This window comes from Polaromonas sp. AER18D-145 (assembly GCF_002379095.1).
Taxonomy (GTDB): Bacteria; Pseudomonadota; Gammaproteobacteria; order Burkholderiales; family Burkholderiaceae_C; genus Polaromonas.
The window spans coordinates 44,842-64,644 of the sequence record NZ_NBZV01000027.1 but is presented as its reverse complement, the minus strand read 5'-3'; the positions used below and the strand labels follow the sequence as shown (position 1 = coordinate 64,644).

Here is a 19,803-nt window from a genome sequence, read left to right as displayed (position 1 = left end):
CTCCCCAAACCCACCCTTTCACCCACGCCCTGACGGCCCGAGACACCATGCAACGTACCCTTCTTGCCGGAAAAATCCACCGTGCCACCGTGACCCAGTGCGAACTGCACTACGAAGGTTCCTGCGCCATCGACGACGATCTGCTGGAAGCTTCCGGCATCGCCGAGTTCGAGCAGATCCACATCTGGAACATCAACAACGGCGCGCGTTTTGTAACCTATGCGATACGCGCCCAGCGCGGCAGCGGCACCATCTCGGTCAATGGTTCGGCGGCCCGCCACGCGGCGGTCGGCGACCTCATCATCATTGCGGCCTTTGGCCAGTTGCCGGCGGACCAGGTCGCCGGCTTCCAGCCCAGGCTGGTGTTTGTCGACGACACCAACCGCATCAAGGAAGAACGCTCGACGATTGCGGTGCAGGTCCGCTGAACCTGCCCACCGACCATTCCGGAGCTTCCATGAACAACCAGTCGATGAGCGAGCGCAGCCTGCGGCATGTGTGGCACCCGTGCACGCAGATGAAGCAACACGCGTCGCAGGCCGTGCCGCTGGTGCCCGTGTCGCACGCCGAGGGCGTGTGGCTGTATGACTTCGAAGGCAATCGCTACCTCGACGGCATCAGTTCGTGGTGGGTCAACCTGTTCGGCCACAACCATCCGGCGATCCGGGCAGCGCTGGTGGACCAGCTGGGCCGGCTTGACCACGTGATGCTGGCCGGTTTCACCCACCAGCCGGTGGTGGAGCTGTCCGAACAGCTGGCCGCGCTGACGGGCCTGGGTCATGCTTTTTACGGCAGCGACGGCGCCTCGGCCACCGAGATTGCGCTGAAGATGAGCGCCCACTACTGGCGCAACACCGGGCGGCCCGGCAAGTGCCGCTTTGTGGGCCTGGCCGGCGGCTACCACGGCGAAACCGTGGGCGCGCTGGCCGTGACCGATATTGCCATTTTCCGGGAAGCCTACGCGCCGCTGGTGCGGCTGGCCGCGACCGTGCCCAGCCCCGATGCCCGAACGGCGCTGCCCGGTGAGAACGCTGCCGATGTGGCGCAACGCGCCGCCAACGCGCTGCAAGCCTGGCTGGCCGAGCACCACCACGAAACCGCTGCCCTGATCGTCGAGCCCCTGGTGCAATGCGCGGCCGGCATGGCCATGCACGATGCCGGCTACCTGCGCCGGGTCCGCGCGCTGTGTGATCACTACGAGGTGCATCTGGTCGTCGACGAAATCGCCACCGGCTTCGGCCGCACCGGCACGATGTTCGCGCACCAGCAAGCCGGCATCCGGCCCGACTTTATTTGCCTGTCGAAAGGGTTGACCGGCGGCACCCTGCCCTTGTCGGCGGTCCTCACCACCGACACCGTGTACGAGGCTTTTTACGACGACGAGGTGGCACGCGGCTTTCTGCATTCCCACTCGTACACCGGCAACCCGCTGGCCTGCCGGGCCGCGCTGGCAACGCTGGCGCTGTTTTCCCGGAACGATGTGCTGGCACACAACGTCGTGCTGGCCCAGACACTGGACCAGGCTTTCGCGTCCTTGACCGGCCATGCGCGCATCCGGCATGCGCGCCGGCTGGGCATGATCTGGGCCTGGGACGTGGACACCGTGCTGCCGCATTTTGCGCAGCGCTACCACCAGCACGCGATGGCGCACGGCGTGCTGCTGCGCCCCATCGGCAACACCATTTACGCCATGCCGCCCTATGTGATGGACGAAGAAAGCAGCGCGCATCTGGCCCGCGGCGCGCTGGCCGCACTGCAGGCTACGCTGGCCGAAGAGGCAAGCCACCATGGCTGAGCGTCACGCCATCTCCTGTTTTGTGACCGGTACCGACACCGGGGTCGGTAAAACCCTGGTCAGCGCGGCACTGCTGCATGCGCTGGCCCAGCACCACGCCCGCGTTGTCGGCATGAAACCCGTGGCGGCGGGCACCACGCTGGTCCAGGGCATCGAAGCCAACGACGATGTGCTTGCGCTGCGCGCCGCCTCCACTTTCAGCGTGCCCCCGGCACTGGACAACCCGGTGCTGCTGCCCGACGCGGTGTCGCCGCATATCGCCGCTGCGCGCGCTGGCCTGCGTATTGACATCGCCCACATCGTCGCCTGCCATCGCCAGCTGGCGCAACTGGCCGACGCCGTGGTGGTCGAAGGCGCCGGCGGCTTTCTGGTGCCGCTCTCGCCGCTGGAGACCGGCGCCGACCTGGCGCAGGCACTGGGTCTGCCGGTGGTGCTGGTGGTGGGTTTGCGCCTGGGCTGCCTGAACCACGCGCTGCTGACGCTGGAGGCGATCCGCGCGCGCGGCCTGAGCCTGGCGGGCTGGGTCGCCAACCATGTCGATCCGGCCATGCTGGCGCAAGACGACAACATCGATTTTTTGCAGCGGCGGCTGGGTGCGCCGCTGCTGGCGAATGTGGCGCACCAGAACGCGCCGGATGCCCGAACCTTGACCATCAAACTCCCCCCGACATGGCAACAAACCCTTCGCTGACCAGCTCCTGGCTGGATGAATTTCCGGCGCGCATTGCCGAGCTGGACCGTGCGCACCTGCGTCGCCAGCGGCGTGTGGTGCTGCCCGAAAGCGGCGCCCGGCTGCAGGTTGACGGGCAGCGCATGCTGGCATTTTGCAGCAACGACTACCTGGGCCTGGCCCATCACCCGGCGCTGATCGAGGCGGCCTGCATGGGCGCACGCAGCTTCGGCGTGGGTGCAACAGCCTCACCGCTGGTCAGCGGCCACAGCGCGGCGAACGACGCGCTGGAACAGGCGCTAGCCGGTTTCACCGGCTTGCCGCGTGCACTTTATTTTTACGCGGGTTACGCCGCCAACATCGGCATCATTCCAGCGCTGGTGGGTAGCGGCGATGCGATCTTTTCAGACAAGCTCAACCATGCCTGCCTGATTGACGGTGCGCGGCTATCGCGCGCGCAGATTCACCGCTACGCCCACGCCGACCTGGGTGCACTCGAGGCGGCGCTGGCGCGAAGCCCGGCGCAGCGCAAACTGGTCATCAGCGACACGGTGTTCAGCATGGATGGCGACCTGGCCGACGTACCGGCCCTGCTGGCACTGTGCGAGCGCCATGATGCGCTGCTGCTGCTGGACGACGCGCACGGTTTTGGTGTGCTGGGGCCGCAGGGGCGCGGCTGCCTGGCCCACTTTGCACTGACCGGCGCGTGCGCGTCGCCGCGCGTGCTCTACATGGCCACCCTGGGCAAGGCGGCCGGCGTCGCCGGTGCTTTTGTGGCCGGCAGCGCTGCCATTGTGGAGTGGTTGCTGCAAAAAACCCGCAGCTATATTTATGCCACGGCCGCACCCGCGCTGCTGGCCAGCGCCCTGTGTGCCAGCCTGCAGCTGATCGAACACGACGAGTGGCGGCGCGACCACCTGCAGCAACTCATCAAACGTCTGCGCCAGGGCCTGGCCACGGGCCTGCGCGGCAGCCACTGGCAGCTCGGCGAGTCGCAGACAGCCATCCAGCCGCTGGTGATTGGCCGCAACGACGAGGCGCTGGCGGTGATGGAAGGCCTGCGCGAGCGCGGCCTGTGGGTACCCGCGATCCGACCACCGACTGTGCCCGAGGGCACGGCGCGCCTGCGCATCGCCCTGTCGGCGGCCCACACCGAAGCCGATATCGACCAGTTGGTCCATGCCCTGAGCGAACTGGCCGCCGCATGCCGGCCGGCAACCGCCTTCGGCTAGACTTCAAATCAAATTGAAACTGCCGCAAAATCCCGAAAAAAATAGATGCATGACCTGTATCGCTTAAGGAACCACCCAATGTCCAGCGTTTTAGAACAAACCGTCACCCTGCACCGCCCGCGCCAAGCCGCGCCGGCCAGCCCCGCCGCGCGCTGGTCGGTCGACGCCATTGAAGCCCTGTTCAACCTGCCCTTCCCGGAATTGATGCACCAGGCGCAAACCGTGCACCGCGCGCACTTTGACCCGACGCGGGTTGAATTTGCCACGCTGCTGTCGGTCAAGACCGGCGGCTGCGCGGAAGACTGCGGCTACTGCCCGCAAGCCGCCCGCTTTGACACCGGCGTGGAAGCGACCAAATTGATGGAGCCGGATGAAGTGCGGCTGGCCGCGCAGCGCGCCAAGGACGCCGGCGCCACGCGCTTTTGCATGGGCGCGGCCTGGCGCGCGCCGAAAGACCGCGACATTGAAAAAGTCGCCGAGCTGGTGCGCACGGTCAAGGCCCTCGGACTGGAAACCTGCGCCACGCTGGGCATGCTGGAAGACGGCCACGCCGAAACGCTGCAAAGCGCCGGGCTCGATTACTACAACCACAACCTCGACAGCGCGCCCGACTTCTATGGCGACATCATCACCACGCGCGATTACCAGGACCGGCTCGACACCCTGGCGCGCGTGCGCAGCGCGGGCGTCAAGGTCTGCTGCGGCGGCATCGTCGGCATGGGCGAAACCCGGCGCCAGCGCGCCGGCCTAGTCGCCGAGCTGGCGAATCTGACGCCCTACCCCGAATCGGTGCCCATCAACAACCTGGTCAAGGTGGAAGGCACCCCGCTGGCGGATCAGGCCGATCTGGACCCGTTTGAATTCGTGCGCACTATCGCGGTCGCACGCATCACCATGCCGAAGGCCCGCGTGCGCCTGTCAGCCGGCCGCCAGCAAATGGGTGACGCGGTGCAGGCCCTGTGTTTCCTGGCCGGCGCCAACTCCATCTTTTATGGCGACAAGCTGCTGACCACCGGCAACCCGGACACCGGTGCCGATGTGGCCTTGCTGGAGCGACTCGGCATGACGCGTTCAGCCCCCGAAGCACAGCCATGACACAACCGTCGGCCAGCCCCTACGGTACGCTGCCCGCCGCAGCACCTCCGGCGATGCGCAAGCCCATCAGCCTGCCGCGCCTGCGCGAGATGCATGCACAGGGCGAAAAAATCACCATGCTGACCGCCTACGACGCCACCTTTGCCGCCGTGGCCGACGCGGCCGGCGTCGAGTGCATCCTGGTCGGCGATTCGCTGGGGATGGTCTGCCAGGGCCTGAGCAGCACCGTGGGTGTAACGCTGGAAACCATGCGCCACCACACCGAAGGGGTAGCCCGCGGCCTGCGCCGCGCCCAGGCCACTGCCTGGCTGATCGGCGACCTGCCCTTTGGCAGCTACCACGAATCGAAAGAGCAGGCGCTGCGCAGCGCCGTGGTGCTGATGCAGGCGGGCGCCCACATGGTCAAGCTCGAGGGCGGCGGCTGGACCACCGAGACTGTGCATTTCCTGGTCGAGCGCGGCATTCCGGTCTGCGCCCACCTGGGCCTGACGCCGCAAACCGTGCATGCCCTGGGCGGCTACCGCGTACAGGGCCGGGGCGACGAAGCCGCCGCCACCCTGACCCGCCAGGCCCATGCGTTGCAGGATGCGGGGGCGTCCATGCTGGTGCTCGAAATGGTGCCGGCCGCGCTGTCGGCGGCGCTGACCAAAGAACTCACACGTTGCGCCACCATAGGCATAGGCGCCGGCGTGGGCACCGCCGGCCAGGTGCTGGTACTGCACGACATGCTGGGCATGAACCTGGGAAAAATGCCGAAGTTCGTGCACAACTTCATGGCCGAAGCGCACAGCGTGCAGGGCGCCATGCAGGCCTATGTGCAGGCGGTCAAGCAGCAGCGCTTTCCGGTTGATGCACTGCACGCCTGGTGAACCCGACACGGCATATCCGCCCCTCCGGCTCCGGCCTTTACGCCCCGACTCCTGTTCGCACCGCATGAAAATCGTTCACACCATCCCCGACCTGCGCGCCCAACTGAGCCCCTTCCAGCACCCCGCCTTCGTGGCCACCATGGGCAACCTGCACGACGGCCACATCGCGCTGGTCAACCGGGCCAAACCGCTGGGCGACGTGACGGTGGCCAGCATTTTTGTGAACCGCCTGCAGTTCGCGCCGAACGAAGATTTCGACACCTATCCCCGCACCTGGGAGGCCGACTGCAAAAAGCTGCAGGCCGCCGGCTGCGATGTGCTGTTCGCGCCGCGGGAAACCGATCTCTACCCCGAGCCGCAGACCTACAAGGTGCACCCGCCGGCCGAACTGGCCGACATCCTCGAAGGGCATTTCCGCCCCGGTTTTTTCATCGGCGTCAGCACCGTGGTGATGAAACTTTTTTCCTGCGTGTTCGCCGGCAAGCCCGAGGGCACCGCGCTGTTCGGCAAGAAGGACTACCAGCAGGTCATGATCATCCGGCGCATGGTGCAGCAGTTTGCCCTGCCGATAACCATCGTCCCCGGCGAGACCCTGCGCGCTGCGGACGGCCTGGCGCTGTCCTCGCGCAACGGTTACCTCAATGTCCAGGAGCGTGCCGAAGCCGTGCACCTGTCCATGGCATTGAAGGTGCTGGGCGAAGCCGCCAGGGCGCAGGGGCTGGACAAGCTCGATGCCCTGGAAGCCCAGGCCATGCAGGCGCTGACCGCCCGAGGCTGGGCACCCGACTACCTGACCGTGCGCCGCCGCGCCGACCTGCTGCCGCCCCCCGTGGGCAGCGCGGCAGCGCAAGCGCTGGTGGTGCTGGGCGCGGCCAGGCTGGGCACCACGCGGCTGATTGACAACCTGGAAATCTGAGTTGAGGCCAGTTCGCTTCTTTTAAGAGAAAAATGCCTCCAGCCCAATAGATACGGGCGCAAGCAGCTATCTATTCAGGAGCAATCAGAAGCCAGTTGAACGCGGACGCTGCCGCGCAACCGCAAGATCAGGGGGCAGGTGGCGGGTCGCCCTCGTCAGCCAACCCGGTCGCCGGCTGGCGCTGGTCCGCCAGCCACTGGTAAGCCTTCCACACCAGCAGGGCCGAACCCGCACCAAGCAAGGCGTAACGCAGCAGAGGCCGGCGCGCGCCGGCCAGCACCAGCGATAACACCGGGGTGAGCAGGGGCGCCCGCCTGAGCAGACCCAGCGCGAACGGCAAGCCTTTGACTAGGGCCAGTCCCGGGACACCGCTTCTAAGCATCGTCACCGACTGCCGCGCCGCACCGAGGGCCTGGACCAGTTCGGCGCGCTCCGTCGCCGAGCGCATCAACAACAGCTGCTTTCTCAGCGCCCGCTGGTTCTGGCTGGTGGCGTTATCCATGGCGGTCCCCGTCGTGCGGCATGGCGCTGACCGAGGCGGCCTGCAGGGCATCGCGGTCGTGCGCCATTTCGGCCAAGGTGGCCTGCAGAAAAGGCGGCCGCGTGGCCAGCGTGCGCTGCACGCGCCACCAGAACCAGCCGCCCAGCCCCAGGTACACCGCCGTAAAGAAAGCCAGCACCGCGACACGCTGCGCAGGATCGACGGCCAGCACCACCATCAAGGTGAACATCAGGACGCCGACCAGACCGAACACGAGCAGGCCCAGCAGGCTCAGCAGCAGGCCGATCAGCCGCTGCAACTCTTCCTCGAGCTCGACGCCTGCCAGCGCCACGCGCGTGTGCGCCATGGACAGCGCCGTCAGGCCCAGCTGGCGCAGCGATGCGAACAGGCGCGGCGGCTGGCCGCCGTCCGGGTGGTCGTGAGAGGGGGTGCTCATGGCAACAACAGGCACACCGGCTCGCCGGTGCTTCCCGTCATGGCAATCATGACCTGCGGTTGATCAGCAAGCCGATCAGGAAACCAGCCGCTGCGGCAATCCCGACAGCCTTCCACGGATGGGCATGGACATACTCGTCCGTGACCTTGGCCGCCTCCTTGCCCTTGAGCAGCGCCGCCTCCTGCAGGCCGGTCAGTTTTTCGGTGGCGAGCTTGAGCTTGCCCGCAGCCTTTTCACGCAGCGCGGCCGCCGTCTCGCCGGTGGCGGCCGTGGCGGCCTTGAGCAGGTCCTCCACGTCGGTGAGGACCACCTTCATGTCGGTGATCAGTTTGTCTTTGCTGGTGTTGTCCATGGCATGCTCCCAAGTGCGGTGGTAAAGAATCAGGCATCGCGTGAGCCCGGGACCAGTTTAGTCCCATCCGAAAGCCGCAGGCCGCGGGCGAATTGAAACCTGCGCGGGCCTTGATTCACCGCAATAATGCGGACTGCAAAAATCCGGCAGCCCCCTGATCAACCAACCCTCGAGCCCGCCATGGACCCCAACCTCCTGACCCCCCTGTTCACCCTGCTGGGCACGCTTGTGGGCGGCCTGGTGACCTTTGCCGTGAACCGGCAGCAGTTCAAGCACCAGATCCAGGCACTGCAGCAGCAGTACCGAACCGAGTTCATGGCCGAAGAAACCGCGCGCCATTTCCTGAGCCACAAAAGTTTCACCGACCGTTCCTTCGAGGTGCTGAAAAAACACCTGGGCGGTTTTGACGACGACGAACTGCGCAAGATCCTGGTTCGCGCCGGTGCGGTGCGCACCTACCGCGAAGATGACAGCGAGTGGTGGTACCTGCTGTCGCGCATGGGCGAGCGGATTGAGAAGATGCAGCAAAAGGGCTGACCTCTGCATTGCGGCGGCACGCTGCGTTCCCGGTTTGCCCTGGACAGTAGGAGCGACTCCCCACTCCCTCCCCTATCCCCTGCCCTCGCCCCGCTGGGCGATGGAGGGGGACTTCATTTGGCCGCGTGTGCCGCTCTCACGTGCAAACATGACGGCCGCTTGGCTCCGACATGACGCGCTACGCGCGTCATGTCTCCCCGCATCCGCATCCGATCCCGATTCATTTCCCCCACCCGTCGGGCTGGGCCGAGGAGCGCAGGCAAAAGCGGATCAGGGTTCGCGATTGTCTGAGCCGCAGGCGAGTTCGAGCGAGACCCGCTTTTACCGAGCACCGGAGGTTGCCCCGGAGCGAAGCGCAGGGGACCCAGACCATCGGGTCGCCTTTCTTTTGGGTACTTTTCTTTGGCGAAGCAAAGACAAAGTGCCTCGCCCGCCGGGGCGAGACCCGGCTTGTTGGCAAGCTGCAGCACTTCAAAAAAATGAGTAGTGAGCAAGCATGGATCCCGGATCAAGTCCGGGATGACAAGCCACAGAAAACATTCGCTATAAATTCAATAGCTGCCTGCGCCCGCCACATAAGGGCTGGAGCCACAAAACACCATCAACCGGGCCCAAACCAGGCCGCAGCAGCCCCTAACGCAGTTCAGCCGCCGGATCCCGTCCCATCAACGCCGCCACCGCCTCAGCCGGCTTCACCTGCCCGTCCAGCAGCGCGACCACCCCTTCGGAAATCGGCATCTCGACGCCGAGCCCCTGCGCGCGCTGCACCACCGTGCGGGCGCAGTACACCCCTTCGGCCACATGGCCCAGCGAGGCGACGGCCTGCTGCAGGGTCTGGCCCTGGGCCAGCAGCAGGCCAACCTTGCGGTTGCGGCTGAGGTCGCCGGTCGCCGTCAGCACCAGGTCGCCCAGGCCCGACAGGCCGGTGAAGGTTTCGGCACGCGCCCCCAGGGCCAAGCCCAGGCGCGTCATTTCGGCCAGGCCGCGCGTGATCAGCGCGGCGCGGGCATTGAGCCCCAGGTTCAGTCCGTCGCACAGGCCGGTCGCGATCGCCAGCACGTTTTTGACGGCGCCGCCGACCTCCACGCCGACGATGTCGTCGTTGGCGTAGATGCGCAGGGTCGGGCTGTGGAAGGCGGCCACCAGCGCGTCGCGCACTTCAGCGTGTTCGCTGGCCGCCACCAGCGCGGTCGGCTGGCCACGCGCCACTTCCTCCGCGAAGCTTGGACCGCTCAGTGCACCCGCTCTCAAATTGATAGCTACTTGTGCCCGTATTTCATGGGCCAGGAGCCCAAAAGGCTTGGGAGATGAGGGGGTGGCCGGAAAGACCGGAAGTGGCGCTTCAAACCCCTTGCACAACCAGGCCACCGGCACGCGAACGTGCTGCATGCGCTGCAGCATGCCGCGCAGGGCCGCGATCGGCGTGGCGATCACGATCAGGTCCTGTTGTGCCAGCACGGCGTCCAGCGAGGCGTCGGAGCCGCCCGCCAGCAGCAGGGCATCGGGCAAGGCGATGCCGGGCAGGTAGCGCGTGTTGAGCCGCTGCGCCTGCATCGCCGCCAGCTGCACGGGGTCACGCGCCCACAGGGTCACCTGATGCCGCGGCAGCGAGGCTGGGCCAGCCCCGGCGGCGGCGCTGACAGCCAGCGCCGAGCCCCAGGCACCGGCACCAAGGACGGCAATTTTCATGTTGATAAAAAGGCCAGGGGCAATGCCAGCACCGCAGCGCCCTTAAACGATGATTTGCGGGGCTTCCTGGGCCGCCGAGGCTGCCGCGGCCTGCTGCTGCTCGAACATCGCCTGGAAGTTGATTTCCGCCAGGTTGACGGGCGGAAAACCGCCGCGCTGGATCACGTCGGCCACATTGCCGCGCAGGTAGGGGTACACAATCTGCGGGCAGGCAATACCCAGCACCGCGTTGAGCTGCTCGGCCGCCATGTTGCGGATTTCAAAGATGCCGGCCTGCTTGGCTTCGACCATGAACACGGTCTTGTCTTCGATCTTGGTGTGCACCGTGGCGGTCACGCTGACTTCGTAAAGGCCGTCGGCGATCGGGGTCGCCTCGACGCCGAGCTGGATATCGACCGCGGGCTGCTCCTGGTTGAGCAGGATTTCGGGAGAATTGGGCTGCTCCAGGGACACGTCCTTGAGGTAAACGCGCTGGATCTGGAACACGGGATCAAGGTTGGCTTCGGCCATGGTGGTCTTTCGGATTGCTTGAAAAATGAAAGCCCGCTGGACAGCAGGCACGGGACATTATCCCCGTTCGGACGGCCGGCCCCGGTCAGCGTTGCCCGAGCGGCCTGTGCGCTCAGCTGGCCAGCAGGGGCAGCAGGCCGCCACGGCTGTCCAGTGCCATCAGGTCGTCGCAGCCACCCACATGGGTCTGGCCAATGAAGATCTGGGGCACGGTCCGGCGACCGGTGATTTCCATCATCTTCTGGCGCTCGTCCGGCTGCAGGTCGACGCGGATTTCCTCGATCTCGGCCACACCGCGCTGCTTGAGCAACTGCTTGGCCTGAATGCAATAGGGGCAGGAGGCGGTCAGGTATATCTTCACAGGGGACATCGAAATCTCCGGGTCGGGTCAACGGGCAGCGGCAGGTTGTCAGGCCTTCTCGATGGGGAGGTTAGCCTCTTTCCACGATTTCAGCCCGCCCGACAGGCATTGGGCCTGCTCGTAGCCGAGCTTTTTGGCGATGGCCAGCGCCCGGTTGGCGCGCGCGCCGGAGGCGCACACCAGGATCAGGGGGAGCGCCTTGTTTTTCACGGTGGCCGGCAGTTTTTCCTCGAATTGTCCAAGCGGCAGGTTCTTGGCGCCGACCACGTGGCCCGCGGCAAATTCCGTCGCCTCACAGACATCGATGACCACGGCCTTGTCGCGATTGATCAGCTGCACGGCGCCGGCGGCGCTGAGCGAACCGGCCGCCATGCCGCTGGAGATCAGGGGCCAGAGCAGCATGCCGCCGGATGCCAGCGCAATGGCGATCAGCATCCAGTTGTCGATGAGAAATTTCACTGTAAGTCCTTCTTGGGTTTTGCAATTAAGGAGTGATTTTAGAATGCAGGGAGCGCTGCCGGCTTTCCCCGACACCTGCCGCAGTCTTTGCCCGCCCTTTTGGACACCTTTTTCGCCCCGGACGCCCAGCCGGGGACCTCCCCTTTTCCAACCTCACGAAGCTGCCTCACACCATGTACAAACTTGTGCTCATCCGCCACGGCGAATCAACCTGGAACCTGGACAACCGCTTCACCGGCTGGACCGATGTGGACCTGACCGCCACCGGCGTGCAGCAGGCCGTCAACGCCGGCCGGCTGCTCAAAAAGGAGGGTTACGACTTTGACCTGGCCTACACCAGCGTGCTCAAACGCGCCACGCGCACCCTGTGGCACACGCTCGACGAGATGGACCGCACCTGGTTACCGGTGGTTCACAGCTGGCGCCTCAACGAGCGCCACTACGGCGCCCTGCAGGGCCTGAACAAGTCGGAGACCGCCAAAAAATATGGCGACGAGCAGGTTCTGATCTGGCGCCGCAGCTACGACACGCCACCGCCGCCACTGGAGCCCAACGACCCGCGCTGCGAACGCGATGACCCGCGCTACGCCAGATTGAAACCCGGCGAGGTGCCGCTGACCGAATGCCTGAAAGACACGGTGGCCCGGGTGCTGCCCTTCTGGAACGAATCCATGGCGCCCGCCATCCAGGCCGGCAAACGCATTGTGGTCGCGGCACACGGCAACTCGATACGCGCGCTGGTGAAATACCTCGACAACATTGCCGACAAGGACATCGTCGGGCTGAACATTCCCAACGGCATTCCGCTGGTGTACGAGCTCGACGCCAATCTCAAACCGCTGTGCCACTACTACCTGGGCGACAGCGAGGCCGTTGCCAAAGCCGAGGCGGCGGTCGCCGCCCAAGGCAAGGCCTGAGCCCCGGACCGCTGACGGCGCCCTGCCGGCGCTCCTGTGTCAAGGGGAGGTAAAGGTGGCCCGCTTTTGAAACATTTCTGCACGCTGGCGCCAGAGGCAGCCCCGGCTGCGGGAACTGTTGGCCAGGGCCTTTCTCCAAGGTGTATATTGTTTCAAATTCTGTGACAACTGCCCCTAAACCGGGGCGAATGAAGGTGTTTATGGGTCAGAAACTCAAGATAGCAGGCTGGATTTCCATCGGCGCGGTCGCCGGTGCGCTGACCACCGTGCAATTGCAGGCGGTTGCGCGGGGCGGACTCTCGCCTCTGCCACTGGAAGAACTGCAGCAGCTGGCCGCCGTTTTCGGCATGGTCAAAACCGACTATGTGGAGCCTGTTGACGAGAAAAAACTCATCACCGACGCGATCTCGGGCATGGTTGCCAGCCTGGACCCGCATTCGGTTTATTTCGACAAGAAGTCCTTCAAGGAATTCCGGGAGGGCACCAGCGGCCGCTTCGTCGGCGTCGGCATCGAGATCTCGCAGGAAGACGGGCTGGTCAAGGTGGTTTCGCCGATCGAAGGTTCCCCCGCCGACCGCGCCGGCCTCAAGACCAATGACCTGATCACCAAAATCGACGACACCGCGGTCAAGGGCCTGAGCCTGAACGAAGCCGTCAAGAAGATGCGCGGCGAACCCCGGACCAAGGTCACACTGATGATCTTCCGCAAGGATGAAAACCGCACTTTCCCGGTGACCATCACGCGCGAGGAAATCCGCACGCAGTCGGTGCGCAGCAAGGTGATCGAGCCCGGTTACGCGTGGATCCGCCTGAGCCAGTTCCAGGAACGCACGGTCGATGATTTTGTCGCCAAGCTCGAACAGATCTACAAACAGGAACCCAACCTCAAGGGGCTGGTGCTGGACCTGCGCAACGACCCGGGCGGCCTGCTGGACGCGGCCGTCGCGGTGTCCGCCGCCTTCCTGCCGGAGAACGTCACCGTGGTGTCGACCAACGGGCAACTGGCTGAAAGCAAATTCACCTACAAGGCCTCGCCCGAGTTTTACCAGCGCCGCAATGCCGCCGATCCGCTCAAGCGCCTGCCCGCAGCCGTGAAGAACGTGCCGCTGGTGGTGCTGGTCAACGAAGGCTCGGCATCGGCCAGCGAAATCGTTGCCGGCGCGCTGCAGGACTACAAACGCGCCACCATCATGGGCAACCAGACCTTCGGCAAGGGTTCGGTGCAGACCGTCCGGCCCCTGGGTCCCGACACCGGCCTGAAGCTGACCACCGCGCGGTATTTCACGCCCAGCGGCAAGTCGATCCAGGCCAAGGGCATCGTGCCCGACGTGATGGTGGACGAAACGCTGGAAGGCAGCCCGTTTGCGGCCCTGCGCACGCGCGAAGCCGACCTGGAAAAACACCTGGCCAGCGGCCAGGGTGCCGAAGTGAAAGACCCGGGCCGTGAAAAAGCCCGCGAGGAAGCCCTCAAGCGTCTGGAAGAAGAATCCAGGAAAAGCCCCGAGCAGCGCCGCCCGCCCGAGTTCGGCAGCGACAAGGACTTCCAGCTCGCGCAGGCCATCAACCAGCTCAAGGGCCGGCCAGTGATGATCAGCAAGACCATGGTCGAGCGCAAGGAAGAGAAAAAGGAAAACTGACCGCGTCTGCCCGCCAGGATGCTGGTCCGGATGGGCCGGCCGCCTGGTTGCCCCGCACTGCCCGGGTCACGTCCGCCCATGAACGACACCCAGCTGCTGCGTTATTCCCGCCACATCCTGCTCGACGAACTGGGCGTGGAAGGCCAGAACACCCTGCTGTCGTCGCGTGCGCTCATCGTGGGCGCAGGCGGCCTGGGCTCGCCCGTCGCGCTTTACCTGGGCAGCGCCGGGGTCGGGCGCATCACCGTGGTGGATGACGACCGGGTCGACGCCACCAACCTGCAGCGACAAATCGCCCACACGCTGGCACGTGTCGGCCAGTACAAGGCGCACTCCGTGCAACAGGCCGTCGCCGCCATCAATCCGGACGTCGAGGTCCTTGCCGTCACCACGCGCGCCGACGCTGCCGTGCTCGACGAACAGGTCCAGCAGGCCGACGTGGTGCTGGACTGCACCGACAACTTTGCCACGCGCCAGATGATCAACCGAGCCTGCGTGAAACACCGCAAACCGCTGGTATCCGGTGCGGCCATCCGCTTCGACGGCCAGGTGACGGTCTACGATCCGCGCCAGAGCACCTCACCCTGTTATGCCTGTATCTTTCCGCCGACGGAGACGGTGCAGGAGGCCCAGTGCGCCACCATGGGCGTGTTTGCCCCGCTGGTGGGCATTGTCGGGACCGTCCAGGCGGCCGAAGCGCTCAAGCTGCTGTGCGGCATCGGCGAGGCGCTCACGGGGCGCCTGTTGATGCTCGACGCACGCAACATGGACTGGCATCACGTGCGGGTCGCACGCCATCCCTCCTGTCCGGTGTGCGGCAGCCTGCCGGCCTGAACACCGGGCACGCCACGCGCCCCTGAGGCACCGCGGCTTATTTGGCCGTCGGGCTGGCGGCGGCGGGCTTGTCCGGCGGCTTCACCGGGCTGGCCACCGCCAGCACCCGCTCGCAATCGGCATCTTTACCCGGCCCGGTTTCCACCGTCGCGGCCAGCGCAAGCAATGGATTGATCGCGCCGAGCAGCAGCGCAATGCCGGCCCGGCCCGCCAGCGCCGCCTTGTCGGGGCCGACCGCCGGTCTGGCAAATGTGCCGGTGATTCTCAAGGGTGAGCGCAGGCTCAGGATGCTCTGGTCCTTGGGCTGCGGGTACAGCACCAGGTCCAGCGTTTCATTGGCCAGGCTGATCTGGCCCGTGCCGTTGACCAGCGTGTCGGTTGTGTCCAGCAGAATGGCCCGGCTGGTCATCAGGCCCTGCTTGACATCAAACGCCGCGGCAGCACAGCGCAGGGTGACGTTGCGGTCGCCGCTGGCCAGAAACTTGATGATCTCGCCGCCGTCCAGCCCCATGAACTCGAGCAGGATGTTGCTGACCTGGCCCCGGCCCATCAGCAGGGCCACGCTTCCGGACGACGAGCCGAGAACCTGGGCGCCGGAGCGGCCCCGGCCGGCCAGGTCGATCCGGCCGTTGAGCTTGCCCAGGCTGCCTTCGGTGCGTTCGATGCGCGGAAACAGCTGGTTCAGCTGCAGCGTGCGGGCTTCAAGTCTGGCCTGCACCAAGGCGGGCTTGCTGTTGGCGTCGATGCGGATCAGGCCGGCAAGCCGGCCACCGGCCACCCCCATGTCCAGCGGATCGAGCTGCAGCACACCGTCCTTCAGGAGAATGCGCGCGTCAAAGCGGTCCAGCGGAAAGGCGCCGGCGTTCTTGACATCCACCACCTTGTAGCTGACGTCGGCATTCATGGTTTTGAGCCGCTCGAAGTCCAGTGTCGCCGTCGGCAACACTTTGCCGGCCGCCTGCACCTGCTTGGCGGCCGAGGAAGGTTTGTCTTTGGCAACGGTTTTGGTCGTTGTGCCTGAAGCACCTGTCGGCACACCAATCAGCGGGCCAAGGTCCTCGAAATCGAGCGACCTGGACTGCACCTTGCCCGACAGCAGGGCCAGCGGGCCCGAGCGGTCATAGGCGAGATCGCCCGACAGGTCCGATTTACCCAGACGCCCCTGGATGGCTGCCACCTTCCAGACGGCCCCCTGCTTGCCAAGGTGGCCGCGCAGGGCGTAGGTGGGGGTATCCGGCAAAACGACGCCGAGCAGGTTGTAGAGGTCGGCCAGCGTGCGGCCCTTGAGGTCGAAATTGGCGTCCAGGCCGTCGAGCGACGCCAGATTGCCGATGCTGCCGCTGGCCTGCAGCGTGGTTCGGCCTGCGCTGGCATTGATTTCGATCGGAAACGGATTGACCTGGGTGTCGCTGAGCTGGAGCACACTGCCGGTGCGCCCCTGGGCCGAGAAGGCCTCTTTTTTCCAGGTGCCGCGCGCCTTGTAGCTCAGCGGCATGTCCCGGGCCGCCGCCGCTGCTCCGGCTTCAGCCTCACTCGCTGCGGTCATGCCGAACTCGGTCTTGATGTCGGCCCCCTGCGCTTCGGCCAGGTAGTTGAGCACGCCCTTGTCCACCAGCAACTGGCCCACAAGTGGCACGGTACCGGCATCGGAAGTGTCCTTTCCCAACGCCCAGGTGCGCCGGCCATCCGGCTGGATCTGCAACCCCAGCACCGGCTGGCTCAGGCTGACGCGCGGGAGCTCGACCTGGCCGCGCAGCAGGGGCCAGAACAGGATATCGAACTCGGCGGAATCGGCCTTGACCAGGTAAGGGTCGCGTGCCCAGTCGGGGTTGGCGAAGGTGATGCCATCGGCTTTGACCGTGATGCGGCGTCCCAGCTGCACGTCCAGCCGCCGGGTGATTTCGAACCGGCGCCCGGTCTGGTCACTGACGTAGCGGTTCACCGGCCCGCGCAACCAATCCCACGGAAAAAACACGATCACCAGAATCAGGACCGCCAGCACCAGCGCCGCCCCCGCCACAAGCCGACCCCACATAGGGAGGACGCGAAGGCGGGAGAGGAAGGTGGCGACACGGGTCATGGGGGCGGCCTGCGATTCTTGAATTGGAAGACCGGGAGAGGCCCGACACCTGCAAGTGGTTGGCACCGCGCTGTTGAAAGCGAAGGGGAAATCAACTGACAGTGAAGTATCTGCCGGTAACCGCTGGTGCACCGTGGGTAACAGCCATCGATGACTGTCAGTGCCTGCCTACAACCCATGAGTAGGAAACATCCTACAAGCCAACCACTCCCACCCTGTCAAAATGGCTTAAAAAATATAGATACATTAGTTAACAGGTAAATGTGTACCCGGCCAAGGGTCGCTGTAACCGTTTGAAAAAATGCTGCGGTCAGGGATGGCAGACCGGGATTGAAGCTCAGTGGGACTAAAAACTTATATCGTCGAAGATAACGCCACCATCCGTGACAATCTCATGGCTACGCTGGAAGAGCTGGCCGGTATTGACGCAGTCGGCACGGCGGAGACAGAAAATGAAGGCAAGGCCTGGCTGCTGGCGAACGGTCAGCAATGGGACTTGGCGATCGTGGACCTGTTTCTCAAACAGGGGAGCGGACTGGGCGTTCTCGAAGCCTGCCGCAACCGCCAGGTGCATCAAAAAGTAATCGTGCTGAGCAATTACGCGACGGCCGACATCCGCAAGCGCTGCGCCCAGCTCGGCGTGGACGCGGTCTTCGACAAATCCAACGAGATAGACGCGCTGGTCGACTACTGCATCGAGCAGTGTCGGTCCATCAATGCCAGCCAGCCCCAGAAATAGGGCGGGCGGCAGTCGGCAGGGTCTCAGTCAATCAGCTTGTTCTTGAGCGCGTAATACGTCAGGTCGCTGTTGGACGCCAGGCTCATTTTTTCCATCACGCGGGTCCGGTAGGTGCTGACCGTTTTGACACTCAAGGACAGCGCCTTGGCAATGTCGCCCGCGGTTTCGCCCTTGGCGAGCTTGAGGAACACCTGGAACTCGCGCTCGGAGAGCTGCTCGTGAGGCGTGGCGTCGTTTTTCCGGTTCAGCTGCTGCGCGAGCAACTCGGCCACTGCCGGGGTGATGTAGCGTTTTCCGAGCGAGATGACGCGGATCGCATTGACGATCTCCATCGGATCACACTCCTTGTTCAGGTAGCCGCTGGCGCCCTGGCGAATCAGGTTGACCGCGTAGTGCTCTTCGGGGTACCCGCTGAGAATCAGGATGCCGACATCGGGCGCCTTGGCGCGGATCATGGCCAGGGCGTCAATGCCGCTCTGGCCGGGCATGGACAGGTCCATGACCAGAATGTCCAGCTCGACATTTCGAACCAGGTCAATGGCCTCGCGGCCACTGGCGGCTTCACCCACGACCCTGAAATCGACCTGATCCGAGAAGAACTGCTTGAGCCCGGAGCGCACGATGGCATGGTCATCCACAATTCCAATTTTGATCATTTCATGTCCTCTTGGTTAGGCTGGCATCGCCAAACGGCACAATGCAGCAACACAGCCTCGCGCAATTGCGGGCTTCTGTCTTCAGTAGCGATTATTCACGAATTATTGATCCATGCCGAACGGAGATCAGGATGAGATGGTTTGCAATCCCCAAAATGGCAATCAGCCTGCCGCTGGCGGTGCTGGCAGCGGTCGTTCTGATTTTCATCAACGAGGCCGGTTTTCGCCTGTCCACCGAGGCCGCTACCCGCATTGAGGAGTCGCAGGCCACACGCGGAGCCGTCAACCTGCTGCTGCAGCAGATGCTCGATGCCGAGACCGGACAGCGCGGCTATCTGCTGACCGGGGACCCCAAATACCTGGAACCTTACGACGCGGCAACCGCCGACCTCAACCAGACCCTGGACACCCTGCGCCGGCACTACACCGCCTACCCGGCGGAGCTGGCGGAGTTCGCACTGCTGTCGCGCAGCGTATCGCGCAAGCTGGCGGAGATGGACCTGAGCGTACGCATGCGCAAGCAGGGCAATGAAGAAGCCTGGAAGTTTGTGCTGACCACCGACGTGGGCATGGACCAGATGAATGCCATCCGCAGCCAGATCATCAAGCTGGTCCACGCCAACAACAGCAAGATGCGCACGGCCCAGGCCCAGATCACCCGGTCGCTGCAGTTGTCGCGCATCGGCATTGCCTTGATCGCGCTGGCCGGGCTGCTGGCGTTTTACATGTATCTGCGGCAGACCCGGGCCCTGCTGGATGCCGGCAGGCGCGAACAGGAAGCCCTGCAGCGCGAACGCGACCAACTGGACAAGGAAGTGCGCGACCGCACGGCCACCCTGGCCGAACTGGCCACCCACCTGCAACAGGTGCGGGAAGACGAACGCGGCCACCTGGCACGTGAGTTGCACGACGAACTGGGCGCCCTGCTGACGGCGGCCAAGCTTGATGTGGCGCGCATCAAATCGCGGCTCGGTGTCATTTCACCGGAAGCCGCAGAACGCATGCAGCACCTAATCGAGACACTCAACAGCGGCATTGCGCTCAAGCGCCGCATTGTGGAGGACTTGCGGCCCTCGTCGCTGTCACACCTGGGGCTGGTCGCATCCCTCGAAATTTTGGCGCGCGAATTCGAAGACCGGTCCGGCCTGAGCATCATCACCGACCTGGAGACGGTGGAGCTCGGCGGCTCGGCACAGCTCACGGTCTACCGGCTGGTGCAGGAGTCGCTGACCAACATAAGCAAATACGCCGAAGCGAAACAGGCAGAAATCAGCCTGCATGATTTTGACGGCTACATCACGGTCGAGGTCCGGGACGACGGCACCGGCTTCGACACCGCGCAGATCAAGGGATCGAGCCACGGACTGGCCGGCATGCGCCACCGGGTCGAAGCGGCAGGCGGACGCCTGACCGTGGTCTCCAGTCCCGGTCAAGGCACCCGCATCTCCGCCGTGTTGCCCAAAACGCTTTAAGCGCAGGCGCACCCGCCAGCTGGGCCAGGGCGACCACCACCGCAG

22 protein-coding genes are annotated in these 19,803 nt (G+C 64.9%); 13 read left to right on the top strand and 9 right to left on the bottom strand.

What is annotated here, in order from left to right:
* The first annotated feature begins 47 nt into the window (after positions 1-47).
* From panD to panC, 7 genes are all read left to right on the top strand, one after another.
* Positions 48-428, top strand: coding sequence for an aspartate 1-decarboxylase (panD, locus tag B7G52_RS14380; RefSeq protein ID WP_096698242.1), 381 nt, complete (start codon positions 48-50; stop codon positions 426-428).
* Positions 429-457: 29 nt separating this feature from the next.
* Positions 458-1,795, top strand: coding sequence for an adenosylmethionine--8-amino-7-oxononanoate transaminase (gene bioA / locus B7G52_RS14375; protein WP_096698241.1), 1,338 nt, complete (start codon positions 458-460; stop codon positions 1,793-1,795).
* Positions 1,788-2,486: a dethiobiotin synthase gene (gene bioD / locus B7G52_RS14370; protein WP_096698240.1), complete on the top strand. Its 699-nt coding sequence runs from the start codon at positions 1,788-1,790 to the stop codon at positions 2,484-2,486. Before bioA ends, bioD begins: the two co-directional genes overlap by 8 nt.
* On the top strand, positions 2,465-3,697 hold the full coding sequence (gene bioF, locus B7G52_RS14365; RefSeq protein ID WP_170954774.1) for an 8-amino-7-oxononanoate synthase: 1,233 nt from the start codon (positions 2,465-2,467) through the stop codon (positions 3,695-3,697). Before bioD ends, bioF begins: the two co-directional genes overlap by 22 nt.
* A 78-nt stretch (positions 3,698-3,775) precedes the next feature.
* Positions 3,776-4,792 (top strand): biotin synthase BioB, encoded by a 1,017-nt coding sequence (gene bioB, locus B7G52_RS14360; protein ID WP_096698239.1) that lies wholly within the window; start codon positions 3,776-3,778, stop codon positions 4,790-4,792.
* Complete coding sequence (panB, locus tag B7G52_RS14355) at positions 4,789-5,661, top strand: 3-methyl-2-oxobutanoate hydroxymethyltransferase (protein ID WP_096698238.1); 873 nt, start codon at positions 4,789-4,791, stop codon at positions 5,659-5,661. Before bioB ends, panB begins: the two co-directional genes overlap by 4 nt.
* A gap of 64 nt (positions 5,662-5,725) precedes the next feature.
* Entirely contained in the window at positions 5,726-6,577 is an 852-nt protein-coding gene (gene panC, locus B7G52_RS14350; RefSeq protein WP_096698237.1) for a pantoate--beta-alanine ligase, read from the top strand.
* Between the two features lie 127 nt (positions 6,578-6,704).
* On the opposite strand, the gene B7G52_RS14345 is transcribed toward panC, so the two are convergent.
* From B7G52_RS14345 to B7G52_RS14335, 3 genes are read right to left on the bottom strand one after another with little or no spacing between them, the layout of a single operon-like run.
* Entirely contained in the window at positions 6,705-7,079 is a 375-nt protein-coding gene (locus B7G52_RS14345) for a DUF3318 domain-containing protein (RefSeq protein WP_096698236.1), read from the bottom strand.
* Positions 7,072-7,515, bottom strand: a complete 444-nt coding sequence (locus B7G52_RS14340) for a phage holin family protein (RefSeq protein WP_096698235.1) — start codon at positions 7,513-7,515, stop codon at positions 7,072-7,074. Before B7G52_RS14340 ends, B7G52_RS14345 begins: the two co-directional genes overlap by 8 nt.
* Before the next feature lie 46 nt (positions 7,516-7,561).
* Positions 7,562-7,867: a YqjD family protein gene (locus B7G52_RS14335; RefSeq protein WP_096698234.1), complete on the bottom strand. Its 306-nt coding sequence runs from the start codon at positions 7,865-7,867 to the stop codon at positions 7,562-7,564.
* 180 nt (positions 7,868-8,047) lie between these two features.
* Between B7G52_RS14335 and B7G52_RS14330 the strand changes: the two genes are divergently transcribed.
* On the top strand, positions 8,048-8,404 hold the full coding sequence (locus B7G52_RS14330) for a hypothetical protein (RefSeq protein ID WP_096698233.1): 357 nt from the start codon (positions 8,048-8,050) through the stop codon (positions 8,402-8,404).
* A 633-nt stretch (positions 8,405-9,037) separates the two neighbouring features.
* Here B7G52_RS14330 and B7G52_RS14325 read toward each other — a convergent pair.
* The 4 genes from B7G52_RS14325 to B7G52_RS14310 all read right to left on the bottom strand — a co-directional run bounded on the left by B7G52_RS14325 (position 9,038) and on the right by B7G52_RS14310 (position 11,423).
* A complete protein-coding gene (locus B7G52_RS14325; protein WP_096698232.1) occupies positions 9,038-10,093 on the bottom strand; it encodes an NAD(P)H-dependent glycerol-3-phosphate dehydrogenase in 1,056 nt (351 codons plus the stop codon).
* A 42-nt stretch (positions 10,094-10,135) separates the two neighbouring features.
* Complete coding sequence (secB, locus tag B7G52_RS14320) at positions 10,136-10,603, bottom strand: protein-export chaperone SecB (protein WP_096667270.1); 468 nt, start codon at positions 10,601-10,603, stop codon at positions 10,136-10,138.
* Positions 10,604-10,715: 112 nt separating this feature from the next.
* A complete protein-coding gene (gene grxC / locus B7G52_RS14315) occupies positions 10,716-10,973 on the bottom strand; it encodes a glutaredoxin 3 (protein ID WP_096698231.1) in 258 nt (85 codons plus the stop codon).
* A 39-nt stretch (positions 10,974-11,012) separates the two neighbouring features.
* On the bottom strand, positions 11,013-11,423 hold the full coding sequence (locus tag B7G52_RS14310) for a rhodanese-like domain-containing protein (protein WP_096698230.1): 411 nt from the start codon (positions 11,421-11,423) through the stop codon (positions 11,013-11,015).
* A 173-nt stretch (positions 11,424-11,596) separates the two neighbouring features.
* On the opposite strand from B7G52_RS14310, the gene gpmA reads away from it, so the two are divergent.
* The 3 genes from gpmA to B7G52_RS14295 all read left to right on the top strand — a co-directional run bounded on the left by gpmA (position 11,597) and on the right by B7G52_RS14295 (position 14,811).
* Entirely contained in the window at positions 11,597-12,340 is a 744-nt protein-coding gene (gene gpmA, locus B7G52_RS14305; protein WP_096698229.1) for a 2,3-diphosphoglycerate-dependent phosphoglycerate mutase, read from the top strand.
* 200 nt (positions 12,341-12,540) lie between these two features.
* On the top strand, positions 12,541-13,977 hold the full coding sequence (locus B7G52_RS14300) for a S41 family peptidase (protein WP_096698245.1): 1,437 nt from the start codon (positions 12,541-12,543) through the stop codon (positions 13,975-13,977).
* A gap of 78 nt (positions 13,978-14,055) precedes the next feature.
* On the top strand, positions 14,056-14,811 hold the full coding sequence (locus B7G52_RS14295; RefSeq protein ID WP_096698228.1) for a HesA/MoeB/ThiF family protein: 756 nt from the start codon (positions 14,056-14,058) through the stop codon (positions 14,809-14,811).
* A gap of 37 nt (positions 14,812-14,848) precedes the next feature.
* On the opposite strand, the gene B7G52_RS14290 is transcribed toward B7G52_RS14295, so the two are convergent.
* Complete coding sequence (locus tag B7G52_RS14290) at positions 14,849-16,846, bottom strand: AsmA family protein (RefSeq protein ID WP_240523462.1); 1,998 nt, start codon at positions 16,844-16,846, stop codon at positions 14,849-14,851.
* Between the two features lie 385 nt (positions 16,847-17,231).
* On the opposite strand from B7G52_RS14290, the gene B7G52_RS14285 reads away from it, so the two are divergent.
* Positions 17,232-17,630, top strand: a complete 399-nt coding sequence (locus B7G52_RS14285) for a response regulator transcription factor (RefSeq protein WP_096698226.1) — start codon at positions 17,232-17,234, stop codon at positions 17,628-17,630.
* A 23-nt stretch (positions 17,631-17,653) separates the two neighbouring features.
* Here the strand turns inward: B7G52_RS14285 and B7G52_RS14280 are convergent, their stop codons facing one another.
* A complete protein-coding gene (locus B7G52_RS14280) occupies positions 17,654-18,286 on the bottom strand; it encodes a response regulator transcription factor (RefSeq protein ID WP_096698225.1) in 633 nt (210 codons plus the stop codon).
* Positions 18,287-18,417: 131 nt separating this feature from the next.
* Here B7G52_RS14280 and B7G52_RS14275 point away from each other — a divergent pair, with 131 nt between their 5' ends.
* Complete coding sequence (locus B7G52_RS14275; RefSeq protein ID WP_096698224.1) at positions 18,418-19,758, top strand: CHASE3 domain-containing protein; 1,341 nt, start codon at positions 18,418-18,420, stop codon at positions 19,756-19,758.
* The last annotated feature ends 45 nt before the right edge of the window (positions 19,759-19,803 follow it).

Excerpts from the sequence above, each read along its gene's own strand:
- B7G52_RS14345 (WP_096698236.1), bottom strand. The coding sequence starts at position 7,079 with ATGGATAACGCCACCAGCCAGAACCAGCGGGCGCTGAGAAAGCAGCTG.
- B7G52_RS14280 (WP_096698225.1), bottom strand. The coding sequence starts at position 18,286 with ATGATCAAAATTGGAATTGTGGATGACCATGCCATCGTGCGCTCCGGG.
- bioF (WP_170954774.1), top strand. The coding sequence starts at position 2,465 with ATGGCAACAAACCCTTCGCTGACCAGCTCCTGGCTGGATGAATTTCCG.
- B7G52_RS14295 (WP_096698228.1), top strand. The coding sequence starts at position 14,056 with ATGAACGACACCCAGCTGCTGCGTTATTCCCGCCACATCCTGCTCGAC.
- secB (WP_096667270.1), bottom strand. The coding sequence starts at position 10,603 with ATGGCCGAAGCCAACCTTGATCCCGTGTTCCAGATCCAGCGCGTTTAC.
- B7G52_RS14300 (WP_096698245.1), top strand. The coding sequence starts at position 12,541 with ATGGGTCAGAAACTCAAGATAGCAGGCTGGATTTCCATCGGCGCGGTC.
- bioB (WP_096698239.1), top strand. The coding sequence starts at position 3,776 with ATGTCCAGCGTTTTAGAACAAACCGTCACCCTGCACCGCCCGCGCCAA.
- bioA (WP_096698241.1), top strand. The coding sequence starts at position 458 with ATGAACAACCAGTCGATGAGCGAGCGCAGCCTGCGGCATGTGTGGCAC.
- B7G52_RS14325 (WP_096698232.1), bottom strand. The coding sequence starts at position 10,093 with ATGAAAATTGCCGTCCTTGGTGCCGGTGCCTGGGGCTCGGCGCTGGCT.
- B7G52_RS14275 (WP_096698224.1), top strand. The coding sequence starts at position 18,418 with ATGAGATGGTTTGCAATCCCCAAAATGGCAATCAGCCTGCCGCTGGCG.
- B7G52_RS14330 (WP_096698233.1), top strand. The coding sequence starts at position 8,048 with ATGGACCCCAACCTCCTGACCCCCCTGTTCACCCTGCTGGGCACGCTT.
- B7G52_RS14335 (WP_096698234.1), bottom strand. The coding sequence starts at position 7,867 with ATGGACAACACCAGCAAAGACAAACTGATCACCGACATGAAGGTGGTC.
- B7G52_RS14290 (WP_240523462.1), bottom strand. The coding sequence starts at position 16,846 with ATGTGGGGTCGGCTTGTGGCGGGGGCGGCGCTGGTGCTGGCGGTCCTG.
- bioD (WP_096698240.1), top strand. The coding sequence starts at position 1,788 with ATGGCTGAGCGTCACGCCATCTCCTGTTTTGTGACCGGTACCGACACC.
- grxC (WP_096698231.1), bottom strand. The coding sequence starts at position 10,973 with ATGTCCCCTGTGAAGATATACCTGACCGCCTCCTGCCCCTATTGCATT.
- panD (WP_096698242.1), top strand. The coding sequence starts at position 48 with ATGCAACGTACCCTTCTTGCCGGAAAAATCCACCGTGCCACCGTGACC.
- gpmA (WP_096698229.1), top strand. The coding sequence starts at position 11,597 with ATGTACAAACTTGTGCTCATCCGCCACGGCGAATCAACCTGGAACCTG.
- panB (WP_096698238.1), top strand. The coding sequence starts at position 4,789 with ATGACACAACCGTCGGCCAGCCCCTACGGTACGCTGCCCGCCGCAGCA.
- B7G52_RS14340 (WP_096698235.1), bottom strand. The coding sequence starts at position 7,515 with ATGAGCACCCCCTCTCACGACCACCCGGACGGCGGCCAGCCGCCGCGC.
- panC (WP_096698237.1), top strand. The coding sequence starts at position 5,726 with ATGAAAATCGTTCACACCATCCCCGACCTGCGCGCCCAACTGAGCCCC.